General features: G+C 73.1%; 9 protein-coding genes and 2 pseudogenes. 1 reads left to right on the top strand and 10 read right to left on the bottom strand.

Annotation, left to right across the window (positions count from 1 at the left end; genetic code table 11):
• Window positions 1-344: pseudogene (locus tag G6R24_RS13365) on the top strand (hypothetical protein); the annotation flags it as partial.
• Window positions 345-440: 96 nt separating this feature from the next.
• On the opposite strand, the gene G6R24_RS13360 reads toward G6R24_RS13365, so the two are convergent.
• From G6R24_RS13360 to G6R24_RS22395, 10 genes and pseudogenes are all read right to left on the bottom strand, one after another.
• Window positions 441-2,060 (bottom strand): CoA transferase, encoded by a 1,620-nt coding sequence (locus G6R24_RS13360; protein ID WP_225438482.1) that lies wholly within the window; start codon window positions 2,058-2,060, stop codon window positions 441-443.
• A gap of 14 nt (window positions 2,061-2,074) precedes the next feature.
• Window positions 2,075-2,755, bottom strand: a complete 681-nt coding sequence (locus G6R24_RS13355; RefSeq protein WP_163549575.1) for an AIM24 family protein — start codon at window positions 2,753-2,755, stop codon at window positions 2,075-2,077.
• On the bottom strand, window positions 2,755-3,369 hold the full coding sequence (locus G6R24_RS13350) for a DUF5134 domain-containing protein (RefSeq protein ID WP_163549574.1): 615 nt from the start codon (window positions 3,367-3,369) through the stop codon (window positions 2,755-2,757). The genes G6R24_RS13355 and G6R24_RS13350 overlap by 1 nt, the downstream gene beginning before the upstream one ends.
• 96 nt (window positions 3,370-3,465) lie before the next feature.
• The gene (locus G6R24_RS13345) at window positions 3,466-3,702 is read right to left on the bottom strand and encodes a hypothetical protein (RefSeq protein WP_163549573.1); all 237 of its coding nucleotides are present in this window, start codon (window positions 3,700-3,702) and stop codon (window positions 3,466-3,468) included.
• Between the two features lie 39 nt (window positions 3,703-3,741).
• Window positions 3,742-5,481, bottom strand: a complete 1,740-nt coding sequence (pruA, locus tag G6R24_RS13340; RefSeq protein ID WP_217451545.1) for an L-glutamate gamma-semialdehyde dehydrogenase — start codon at window positions 5,479-5,481, stop codon at window positions 3,742-3,744.
• On the bottom strand, window positions 5,478-6,413 hold the full coding sequence (locus G6R24_RS13335) for a proline dehydrogenase family protein (RefSeq protein ID WP_163549572.1): 936 nt from the start codon (window positions 6,411-6,413) through the stop codon (window positions 5,478-5,480). Before G6R24_RS13335 ends, pruA begins: the two co-directional genes overlap by 4 nt.
• Window positions 6,414-6,536: 123 nt before the next feature.
• Window positions 6,537-6,896, bottom strand: coding sequence for a DUF742 domain-containing protein (locus tag G6R24_RS13330; RefSeq protein ID WP_163549571.1), 360 nt, complete (start codon window positions 6,894-6,896; stop codon window positions 6,537-6,539).
• 50 nt (window positions 6,897-6,946) lie between these two features.
• On the bottom strand, window positions 6,947-7,363 hold the full coding sequence (locus tag G6R24_RS24530) for a roadblock/LC7 domain-containing protein (RefSeq protein WP_163549576.1): 417 nt from the start codon (window positions 7,361-7,363) through the stop codon (window positions 6,947-6,949).
• A 1,329-nt stretch (window positions 7,364-8,692) separates the two neighbouring features.
• Window positions 8,693-9,127 (bottom strand): annotated as a pseudogene (locus tag G6R24_RS24525) (ATP-binding protein); the annotation flags it as partial.
• Complete coding sequence (locus G6R24_RS22395; protein ID WP_225438481.1) at window positions 9,117-10,799, bottom strand: nitrate- and nitrite sensing domain-containing protein; 1,683 nt, start codon at window positions 10,797-10,799, stop codon at window positions 9,117-9,119. The gene G6R24_RS22395 and the pseudogene G6R24_RS24525, both read right to left, overlap by 11 nt.
• Window positions 10,800-11,060 lie beyond the last annotated feature (261 nt).

Raw genomic sequence — 11,060 nt, 5'->3', positions numbered from 1 at the left:
CCCCGGCCGGACCCAGCGGCTCCGCCTCCGCCTCCGTCTCCTCACCCGAGACTCCGATCGAGGACGCCTTCTTCGAGGCCATCACCCACATCGAACCGCGCACGACCGCCGACGTCCCGGCCTGCGAACCACCGGCACCCGGGCCGCCAACATCCGAGCCACCGGCATCCGAGCCGCCGTCGGGGACCAGCGAGGCGCCCTCGTCGGACGACCCGGCGAGCAGCGGCGTCGCCCTGCGCGCGGCACCCCAGCCCGCCGGACGGGCCATCGGTAACGACGATCCCACCGAACTCGGGATCCTCACCCCGCCCAACCAGCACACCCCCGCGCCGACCTCCCAGTAGTACGCCCTCGGGTCGCGTCGATCATCACGGCCGCACGGTCGGCGCTCCTGATCCACGAAGGCGCTCCATCGACTGGCGTGGTCAGACGGGTGGGCGTCAGACGGGTGGCAGGTCGGCCAGCACCGTGCGGGTGTGCGCGCCGGGCTCGGCCGCCTGTGGCCAGGGTGGGGTGTCCCCGGTCGGCCAGGGCGGGGTGGGGGGCGCGACCGGACGGGAGTGCCCGTCGAGGTGTGCCGTCCACCCGTACTGATCACTACCGGTGACTCGGACGGCGGCTGCCATGGCGCCCACGGGTGGGGCGATGTGCGCGGGGTCGGCGGTGGCCGTGGGTGCTGGTGGGATGCGAGGCAGGGGGGCGGCGGTCCAGGCGGCCACGTCGCGCATGGCTATGTCCAGCAGTTGGCCACCGCCGCAGCGCAGGGCGGCGGCGACGGCCACCGCCGCGAACAGGCCGGTCAGGGGGTCGGCGATGGCGTCCGCGCAGAAGACCGGGGTGGGGCTGGGGGTGTGGGTGTGCCACTGCCAGGCGACGAGTCCGCCGGCGACGGCGGCATCGTCACCGAAGGCCACCGCATCGGGGGCGGAGTCGCTGGCGGCTCCGGTGCGTCCATGGGCGGTGATACTCGCCCACACCTGACCCGGACGGGCCGCCAGCAGCGCGTCCGGGTCGATTCCCAGGTGGGCGAGGGCACGGGGCCGCGAGGACTCGAGGACGACATCGGCGTGGGCGAGCAGACGGCGCAGGGTCGCCCGGCCGTCCGGGGTGGCGAAGTCGAGGACGACGCTTTCGTGGCCGGTGTGCATCCAGTCGTAGAAGTCGGCGTTGCCCCGGCGGGCACCGTCGAGCCGGCGCACACTCTCCACCTTGATCACCCGTAGGCCCATCCGGCCCAGCAGGTGCGCGCACAGCGGTCCGGCCCACATCGACGACAGGTCGACGACCACGCGCCCCCCGATCGGGCCACCGCCGGCCCGGTCCACTGGCCCGGACGGGGGGTGGCTGCCGCCCGGCGTACGGGCCAGGCGTCGGGGCAGGCTTCGGATGGGCACTGGCCGGCGGGACACCTCGAGCGCCGCGACCGGCATCGCCAGCAGGCGGGCGAGCTCGACCACCTCCCGCGTGGGACGGGTGGCCACCGCGGCGCCCAGCTCCGACCAGGTTCGCGCACCCACCTCGGAGGCATCCGAGCCGGTGCGGACGGCCGGGGCGGTGGAGGTGGCCGGGGTGGCCGGGGTGGTGGAGGTGGCCGGATCGTCGAGGGCGCCGAGGAGGGCGTCGACGGCGTCCTCGTCGTGGGGGCGGGCGAGGTTCACCGCGAGCCAGCCGTCCGCGGCGGGCAGCAGACGGCAGCTGCCGCCGGCCGAGCGGGTTCCGCCCCGGGTCAGACCCAGCAGCGCCGCCCGACCCCCGAGCAGCACCGCGACGTCGGGTCGCACCGTGCGGCCCAGCCGTGCCGACAGGGCGGTGAACAGGCGCGCGGCGGCCTCGGCCCGGCCGAGCACCGGCCCGTCCGGGAGTGTCGGTGGCGCCTGCGGGGAGCCGGTGAGCCACATCAGTCCGCTGTCCGCCCAGGCCGACACCGACGCCCATGACGGCGAGACCATCGCCGCGGCCGGGGACGGGGACGGTCCGGCGTCGACGGGGACGGGCAGGCCCTGCGCGGCGAGCGCGGCGCACAGCTCGTCCCACAGATGCTGGTCCAGCGAGGTCGGCACGGGGGCGGCGCTCGTCAGTGCCTCTCGGCGGCGGGTTCCACCACGGGAGTCTCGCCGCACTGGACGACGACGAAACCGCCGCGGCCGGAGTACTCGATCTGCGCGAGTTCTCCGGATCGGCGCCCGACGAGGTTGCCGATCCGAAACGTCGAGACGACCCGGGTACGCACCCCGGCGGACCAGGCCACGGCGGCGTCGCGGTCGACGCACACCGGCTCGTCGGTGGGCAGCACCAGCGGTGAACCCACGCACAGCACCGCCACCCCACCGGTGCCCGAGATCTCGGTGTTGAACAGGCCGCCGGCGACCATGGCGCCGAGCCCGCCGGAGGTGGTCGTCGCCTTGTACCGCAGGCTCGACTCGAGGGCGAGCAGGTTGCGACCGTTGATGGTGAGGCTGTCCTGGTCGAGGGTGAGGATCGTGATGTGGTGGCCGGCGTCGGCGAACCAGACGGTGCCCTGGCCGGTCGCCTTCATCAGGTCCTGACCTTCGCCGGTGACGGCCCGCCGCAGGAATCCACCGACACCGCCGCCGTGGTAGGCGAACGCGACGCGGCCGCGGTAGGCGACCATCGAGCCCTGCTTGGCGTGGACCCGCCCGCCCTCGAGGCGGACCCGCAGCATCCGCTCGCCCGGTTCGAGGGCGAAGGGCGCGTCCGGTGCCGGGCCCGGGCCGCCATGCCCCGAGGGAAGCATCAGACCAGCATGACAAGCATCGCGGCGGCCATCACCAGCCGGCTGGCCGCGGGCGTGATCGGCACCGCGGCGGGCAGGACCGGTCCCACGCTCAGCGGCCGGGCCCGCATCCACGCCCAAGCCCGGCGCGGCAGCGATCCGGCGAGCGCGGAGGCCGCGGAGACGGCGAACACGACGATGAACCAGCCGGAGAGGTCACCGGCCATGCCGAACTCCGCCATCGGCCACTGCCCCGCCCGGGCCATGCACGCCATCGCCAACGACTCCACGACCAGCATCGAGCAGCACGACCAGCGGGCGGGCTCGCAGCACGCCGGCCCGGTCACCACCAGGGTGAGAAAGACCAGGGCGAGCCCGGCGAACCCCAGCGCGAAGGCGGGGGAACGCCACCAGCCGGCTGGGCCGACGAACATGACGACCATGCCGACGGCGACGATCGTGTGCCCGGTCTCCGCCGGGACGAACCGTGGACGCCCCCCGACCACGCGACCGGCGACCGGGCCGAGCAGACGAGCGGCGTGGTACAGCCCGACGATCCCGGCCAGCACCGCCGCGAGGACCGCGACGGAGGTGGGCAGCCCGGTGGTGGAACGCGTCAGATGGTCGTGATTCACCGGCGCGTGGACGCGCGGCCCGACCACACGGCGCTACCCGTCATGCCAGCGCTCGTCATGCCAGCGCTACCCGTCATGCCACTGGTACCCGCCATGTCAGTGCACGCCGAGGGCGAGTTCCGCGTCCACGAGCGTGGTGATCTGCCCGGAACGGGCCTCGTCGACGATGACCTGTAGCTGCTCGACGCTCATCTGGATCCGCTGACCGAAGTCATCGGTGATCACGATGCGGCGCTCGGGGGCGGCGTCGTGGTCCACGAACAGTTCGGGACAGCCGCAGCTGCACTTCCCGCAGAAAGTCAGGACATGACGCGCCTGCTCGGCAGCCGACATGGCAACTCCAGGGCTGGGGGATGACCGGATGGCGCAAGTTTAGAGTCCGTGGATGCCATCGTGGTGGTGATGCGTGTTTTCTCCCACGTTCGGTTCCAACCGCCTCGGATCGCCCACTGCTGCGTTCAGGTTCTCCTTGATGATCCGGGGGGCCACCCAGCGCAGCAGGTTCTGGGCCGAACCGGCCTTGTCGTTCGTGCCGGAACGGCGGGTACCACCGAACGGCTGGCGGCCGACGACCGCGCCGGTGGGCGCGTCGTTGACGGTGAGGTTGCCGGCGCAGAAGCGCAGGCTGTGCTGCGCCTGTGCCAGCGCCGCCCGGTCGGTGCCAAGGACCGCGCCGGTCAGCGCGTAGGCGCTGGTCCGGTCGACGAGGGCCAGGACGTCCGACCAGGCGTCGGGCCGGTCGTCGGGGTAGACGTACACGGACAGGACCGGGCCGAACAGCTCCTCGGTGAACCACTCCCGTCCCGGGTCCGTCCCGAGCAACAGCGTCGGACGGACGAACCAGCCGACACTGTCGTCGCAGCGGGCACCCGCCAGCACCGTCACGGTGGAGTCGCCGCGGGCGCGGGCGCAGGCGGCGGCGAGCCGCGCGTACGCCCGGGCGTCGATGACGGCGCCGGTGAAGTGGTCGAACCCGCCGATGTCACCGACCGTCAGTGCCTCGGTGGCGGCGGCGAGATCGGCGCCGAGACGGCGCCACAGGCTTGCCGGCAGGTAGGCCCGGGAGGCCGCCGAGCATTTCTGGCCGCTGTACTCGAACGCGCCGCGAACCAGCGCGTCACGCACGGTGGCGACGTCCGCGCTGGGATGGGCGACGACGAAGTCCTTGCCGCCGGTCTCCCCCACCAGCCGGGGATAGCCGCGGTAGCGCTCGAGGTTGCCGGCGACGCTCCGCCACAGCCGGCCGAACACCGCCGTGGAACCGGTGAAGTGCACGCCGGCGAGGTCGGGATCGGCGCACACCACCTCGGTGACCGGCCCGCCGGACCCTCCCACCAGGTTGATCACACCGGGCGGGAGGCCCGCGGCCTCCAGCAGCCGCATGAGCAGGTGGGCGGCGAACGCCTGCGTCGGCGCCGGCTTCCACACGACGGTGTTGCCCATCAGGGCCGGCGCGGTCGGCAGGTTGCCCGCGATCGAGGTGAAGTTGAACGGGGTGACCGCGTAGACGAAGCCCTCCAGCGGACGCAGATCGAGACGGTTCCACTCTCCGGTGACGCTGTGTGGCTGATCGGCGGCGAGTCGGGCGGCGAAGGCGACGTTGAAGCGCCAGAAGTCGATGAGTTCGCAGGCTGCGTCGATCTCGGCCTGGTGGTGGGTCTTGCCCTGGCCGAGCATCGTCGCCGCGTTGATGGTGTCCCGCCACGGGCCGGCCAGGGCCTGCGCCGCCCGTAGGAACACCGCGGCCCGGTCGATGAGATCACAGTCGCGCCAGGCCGGTGCGGCGGCCTTCGCGGCGGCGACGGCGGCCGCCGCGTCGGCGTGGGTGCTTTCCCGCAGGGTGGCGAGCACCTGCCGGTGCTCGTGCGGGATGACGACGTCCCGGCGCTCACCACCCCCGGGCCGGGGGCGGCCCGCGATCGTGTTCGTCAGCTCCAGTGGTGTGGCGCGCAACCGCTCCAGTTCCTGTCGCAACCGCGCCCGCGCCGCCGAGCCGGCCGGATACGAGCGGACGGGTTCGTTGCCGGACACCGGCACCACCGGGACCATCCCAGCCGAGATGGGTCCGGCCAGAGCCGGTCCGGTCGGGGCCGCTCCGGTGGACGTGCTCATCGGGCTGCTCGGTCACTCGCGGCGTGCAGGGCCAGCAGCAGGTTCGCCGGTTTCTCGACCACGCGGCGGGACAGGTACGGCACGCAGTCCGGCCCGTACGGCAGGTACACCCGCACGGTGGCGCCGGCCGCGGCCAGCCGACGCTGTTCGGCGGGACGCACCCCGAACAGCAGCTGGTACTCGTAGCTGGCCGCCGGGCGGTCCAGATGGCGCACCAGCCGTCCGGTCAGCTCGAGCAGTTCGGGATCGTGCGTGGCGATCATCGGATAGCCCGGGCCGGCCATCAGGATGCCCAGGCAGCGGGCGTAGGACGCGGACACCGCGCGGCGCCCCTGGTGGGCAAGCGAGGCGGGTTCGAGGTAGGCACCCTTGCACAGCCGCACGCGGGAGCCGGCCCGGGCCAGGTCGCGGCAGTCGGCCTCGGTGCGGCGCAGCTGGGCCTGCACGACGGCGCCGACCGTCGGGAAATCGTGGCGCAGCCGCACCAGGGTGGCCAGGGTCGCGTCGGTGGTGGTGTGGTCCTCCATGTCCAGGGTGATCGTCGCCCCCAGGGACTGGGCCCGTTCGGCGATGAGCGCGGCGTTCGCGGCGGACACCGCCTGCCCGTCGCGGGGCACGGCCTGGCCGAGCGCCGACAGCTTCACCGAGACGTCCAGGCCGTCGGCCACCCCGTGCTGGTCGGCGACCGCGAGCAGGCGCAGGTACGCCTCGACGGTGCCGTGGGCGTCCTGTGCGCCCAGCGCCCCCTCGCCCAGCAGATCCACCGAGGCCCGCAGTCCCCCGCCGGCCAGTCGGACGACCGCGGCCACCGCGTCCTGCTCGGTGCCACCCGCCACGAACCGGTCGACCACGGCGGACGAGAGCGGGCCATGGGTCAGCGCGAGGCGCACCGGCGCGGTCCGGACCAGGTGTGGGACCAGGGTTCTGAGCATGACCACCTGCCGTTCGACACCGCGGATACGAGCAGAGACCTCACGTAGCGTCACCCGATCGGGGCGGGCTGTCCATCCGACCGGCCGGTCGGACGGTGCTGGTGGTCGGACGGTGCTGGTGGGTCAGAGGCGTCGCAGGCTGGACAGGACCCGGCCCAGCAGATCCAGGCCGGGCGCACCGTTGTTGAGGGTCAGCTGGGACACGTCCACCAGGCGCTCGGCCGCGGCGTCCGCGACGAGCACCCGCACCACGCCCACCGGCAGGCGCAACCCCGCCGCGATCTCGATCACTGACTGCGGACGTTCGCACATCGACACGATGGAGCGCTGTTCCAGCAGCAGCGCGGGCAGCCGGGCCAGGCCGAACGACGTGGTCGTGACCATGGCCTCGAGGGCCAGCAGGCGTGAGGGCCGGGCCCGGCCACGGGTCGCCGCGTACGGCCGGACGAGTTCGCCCGACGGTTCCATCGCGTCCCCGTTCACCCGGTCGTCCGCCCGCCCGCGGCGAGCGACGCCGCTCGCGCGATCATGTCTCACACGCTCTCGCGTGCATCGGCACGCCGAGCCGGCGTCAGCGCCTCCCGGGTACGCGCGACGAGCACCGTCATCTCGTACCCCACCAGGCCGATGTCACAGGTGTTGCTCGCGAGCACCGCCAGACACGAACCCTCCCCCACCGCCATCAGCAGCAGTGACCCCTGCACCATCTCGACGACCGTCTGGGTCACCTCACCGCCGTCGGCGAACTCCGCCGCGGCCGCGGTCAGACTGAACAGGCCGGACGCGATCGAGCCGAGCTGCACGGCCCGTTCCCGCGGGAAACCGCTGCACACGGCGAGCAGATGCCCGTCGGAGGAGGCCAGGATCGCGTTGGCCACACCCGGCACGAAGTCGACGAAGTTGTTGATAAGCCAGTCAAGCGAGGGGTTCTCGGGATCCGGATGGGTCACGACCGTCCTCCAGGCAGCGATGGCGGGTGGGTGGTCACGGCGAGCCGGGGGGGAACACGACAGCGCCGGTCTCGGCACCGGAGAAGTCGCCACCCGCAGCGGCGGATCTGGCCCCGCGTCGGAGTCCTCGGCGCCGGCCTGCTGGCCGTCGCGGGCGTGCTGGACTCCCTCGTACAGGCGGCTCAACCGGCCGCGGATCCAGTCGGGTGCTGGCGCCTGTGGGGTCTGGGCCGAGGATGACGGCAGCTGTACCGTCCCGAAGAACGGGTTCTGCACCGGCCCGTCGCCGGGGCGCGCGGCGGGAACGGCGGAGGGCAGGTCGCCGGGAAACGGCTGCGTGCTGGGCGTGCGCCTGGGCAGACCGGACGACGTGACCCGCCGCGGCACGCCCGGACCGGGCTCAGCCGGACCGGGCTCAGCCGAGGGCCACTCCGACACGGAACCGGCGGACGCGGCCTGCCCGCCACCACCCGGCGACGTGCTGGCTGGCGTGCCAGTAACTGGTAGATCGGCGGCCCACCGGGGTTCGGGACCAGCGACATCATCGTCCCCGAAGGGTACCCCGCCACCGCCTGCCCCCACCGTCCGCTCAGCCGCAGCCGCGGCCGCGTCGTACGTCACACGGGTCGCGATGGCCACCTGCCCAGCCGGTTCGCCGTCCTGCTCGTCCCGGGTGAACCAGTCGAACGGCGCCGCCGAGAACGCGACCGGAATCGCCTCCTGCGCCGCGGTCCGAACCAGATCCGCCAGCCGGCCGGTCGCAGCCGAAGCCGCGGCCGGAGCCGGCGTGGCGACCGGAGCCGAGGTGACGGCCGGAGCCGGGGCCGCGGGACCGGCCGGAGCCGGGGCCGCGGCGGCGACCGGTGCGCGCCCTGTCTTCTGTGTCTCTGTCTCCTGTGCCTCGGTCTCCTGTGCCTCGACGCGCCGCTGCCGCAACGCCGCCACCGCGTCGGCGATCGCCGGCAGTTCGGGTGCCGGCGGTGACGCCAGGGCCGCGGGCGGCTCGGCGCCGGCGGGCGCACCGGTGCGGACGGGCAGCGGCGTGCGGACGGGCAGGTCGAGATGGTCCGTGGGCACGGCCCGGGTGGTGACCGGGTCCGCGGCCGGTGGTGCGACGAGGTCGACCGGCCGGGTGATCGTCTGGTCGGCGTCCGGGTCCGGTCCCGCCGACATCCTCGGCAGCGGCGGGTCGGTGTAAGCCGGTTCGAGCCCGCCCGCCGTGATCTCGCGGGGGCTCGTCATCGGGGTCGAGGCTGGGGCCAGCAGTGCGGCGGGCAGCAGGGCCGTGGCCCGCACCCCACCGTCGTGCGAGTGGGCCAGCCGCACCTCGATGCCGTGGCGGTCGGCCAGGCGGGCGACGACGAACAGGCCCAGGCGCTGCGCGATGGAGAAGTCGAACAGCGGGGGCTGGGCGAGCCGCTGGTTGGCCAGCGCGAGCTCCCGGTCGGACATGCCCAGACCGCTGTCGTCGATGGCCACCAGCACCGCGCCGTCGACCAGTGTGGTGGCCGCGAGGTCCACCGGGAGGTACGGCGGGGAGAACTGGGCGGCGTTCTCGAGCAGTTCGGCCACCAGGTGCACGACGTGGTTCACCGTGTCGGCGGCCAGGCGCACGTCCGCCACCTCGACGATCTGCACCCGTTCGTACTGCTCGATCTCGCCGAGGGCGGCCTGGAGCACGTCGCCGAGGGGCACCGGACCCGACCGGCGCCGACCGGGCCCCGTACCGGCGAGCACCAGCAGGTTCTCGCTGTTACGCCGCATCCGTGTCGCCAGATGGTCCAGGCGGAACAGGTTCTCCAAACTGGGCCGGATTCTCCTCGGCCGCTTCCAGCCGGTCGATCAGCGCGATCTGGCGTTCGATCAGACTCTGACTACGCCGGGAAAGGCTCAGGAACAGAGTGTTCACATTGCGTCGCAGTCCGGCCTGTTCCGTTGCCAGCCGCACCGCCTCACGCTGGAGATGGTCGACCGTGCGGGCGACCTCACCGATCTCGTCGCGTGAATCGATGCTGATCGGTCGGATCACCGTCTCGACATGTTCGGAGTCGGAACTGCGTAGTTCCTCGATGAGTGCCGGCAACCGCACCTGCGCGGCCTCGAGCGCGCCGGTACGCAGGCGGCGAAGCGGGACCGTCATCGTCCGTGCGATCGCCAGTGTCCAGATGACCGCGCCGATGGTGATGACCAGAATGAAGGCGCCGATCAGTCCGGTGCGTTCCCAGGCCTGCGAGCGCAGATCCTCCGCGGAGCCGGTGACGTTGTCCAGCAACGTGGACTCGACCGTGCGCAGAAGTTCGATGTAGGTGGTGCTGGCCGCGAACCACTGCTCCGGATCGATATCCAGATCGCTCAGTCGCTGCCGTTGGACCGCGCGTTGTGCGATGCGCTTGACCGTCAGCACCGCCTGCCCATTGACCACCTGGTCGAAGCGGGCCCGGTCGCTGACCCGGGCGGTGGCGCGGAAGGCGTCCTGCGCGGCCTGTTCCTGCGCGAGCAGACCGGAGAACCGATCGGAGTCACCGAAGGCAAAGCGATGTGCGAACGCGGTGGCGAACAGCTGACCACGAATCTGGGATTCGGTCTCCTTCAGCGCGGTCAGGCTGTTCAGGACGGCGACCGAGTACTGCAGGTCGACGTCGTCACGGCCCTGCCCGATCCGCGCGTCGAGCGCGACCAGGGCGGCGATCGTGCCCGAGTACTGGTTGAAGATCGCATCCGTGGGCAGCCCGCCGGCCCGCACGGAGCGGCGTAGCGCCGCCAGTCCGTCCAACCGGCTCTGCAGTCCGTCCACCAGCCGGCCGCCGGACCCACCGAGATCGTCCCGGGAGGAGCGCAGCGATCCGCGCAGCGCGCCGACCGTGGTGTCCACGACGCGTTGCTCGCCATCGAGGCGGGTGGTCAGGGACGTCGCCGGGTCGGCCCCTCGCCCGGCACTGATGAACCCGACCGCGAGGTCGCGCTCGATCTGCAGTTCGTGGACGGTGGCGACCACCTGCCGTCCCAGCTTCGCCGCGGTCACTCCGCGTCCATAGCTGGCCGCGCTGGACAGCCAGGTGGCGGCGGAGAGCAACGCCAGGGCGAGGAAGGCCGCCGTGGGCACGGCGAGCGCGGCGAACAGCTTGCCGTGGACGGGCAGGTCACGCAGCGCGAACCGGCGGCGTGAGCCTCGCCCCACCCTGACCTCGCGATGGGTGTGCCGCCCGGTACGCAACGGGCCGGTCGCCATGGGCGCCTCGGTGGGCGGGTCCACCGCGGCGCCCACCGAGGCGCTGGTGGCCACGGGCTCGCCGGCGGCGTCGGCCGGGCGCACGGCCCGACCCGCCGGGACGGCCGCGCTCACCGGCGTCGGCGCGGCGCGGCGCACGGAGGCCTCGGCACCGTCGGTGGATTCCCGCACGACCGGCGGGCGGCCGAGCTCGCGGGAGGCATCCACCCGCGTGTCCGTTCCCGCTTGCGCTGTTCCCGGCTCGCTCACGTGCCTCGTTCCTCTTCGCCTCTCGTACGTCGCCCCCTGCCGACACCCGACCGGCAAGAGTCCTCCGCCTGGAACCGGCCGTGACGTTGCGCACTGCGACTTCCCGGCCGAAAGGCTATTTGCGTGTACGCCGCCGCCCGCACCGGGGGCACTTGACGAACCACGTTTCAATCGTCCGTGTCGGACCCGAGCCCCCTGCCGGTAGCCCCGCCGAAACCA

Origin of the sequence: Candidatus Frankia nodulisporulans (assembly GCF_902806475.1) — a bacterium.
Classification (GTDB): domain Bacteria; phylum Actinomycetota; class Actinomycetes; order Frankiales; family Frankiaceae; genus Frankia; species Frankia umida.
Note: the sequence above shows the minus strand (reverse complement) of the source record. Positions and strands in the feature narration are given on the sequence as shown.

What these genes read in the sequence shown, in the direction of transcription:
- G6R24_RS13335 (WP_163549572.1), bottom strand. Translation starts at nt 6,413, where the DNA reads ATGCTCAGAACCCTGGTCCCACACCTGGTCCGGACCGCGCCGGTGCGC.
- G6R24_RS13345 (WP_163549573.1), bottom strand. Translation starts at nt 3,702, where the DNA reads ATGTCGGCTGCCGAGCAGGCGCGTCATGTCCTGACTTTCTGCGGGAAG.
- G6R24_RS13355 (WP_163549575.1), bottom strand. Translation starts at nt 2,755, where the DNA reads ATGCTTCCCTCGGGGCATGGCGGCCCGGGCCCGGCACCGGACGCGCCC.
- pruA (WP_217451545.1), bottom strand. Translation starts at nt 5,481, where the DNA reads ATGAGCACGTCCACCGGAGCGGCCCCGACCGGACCGGCTCTGGCCGGA.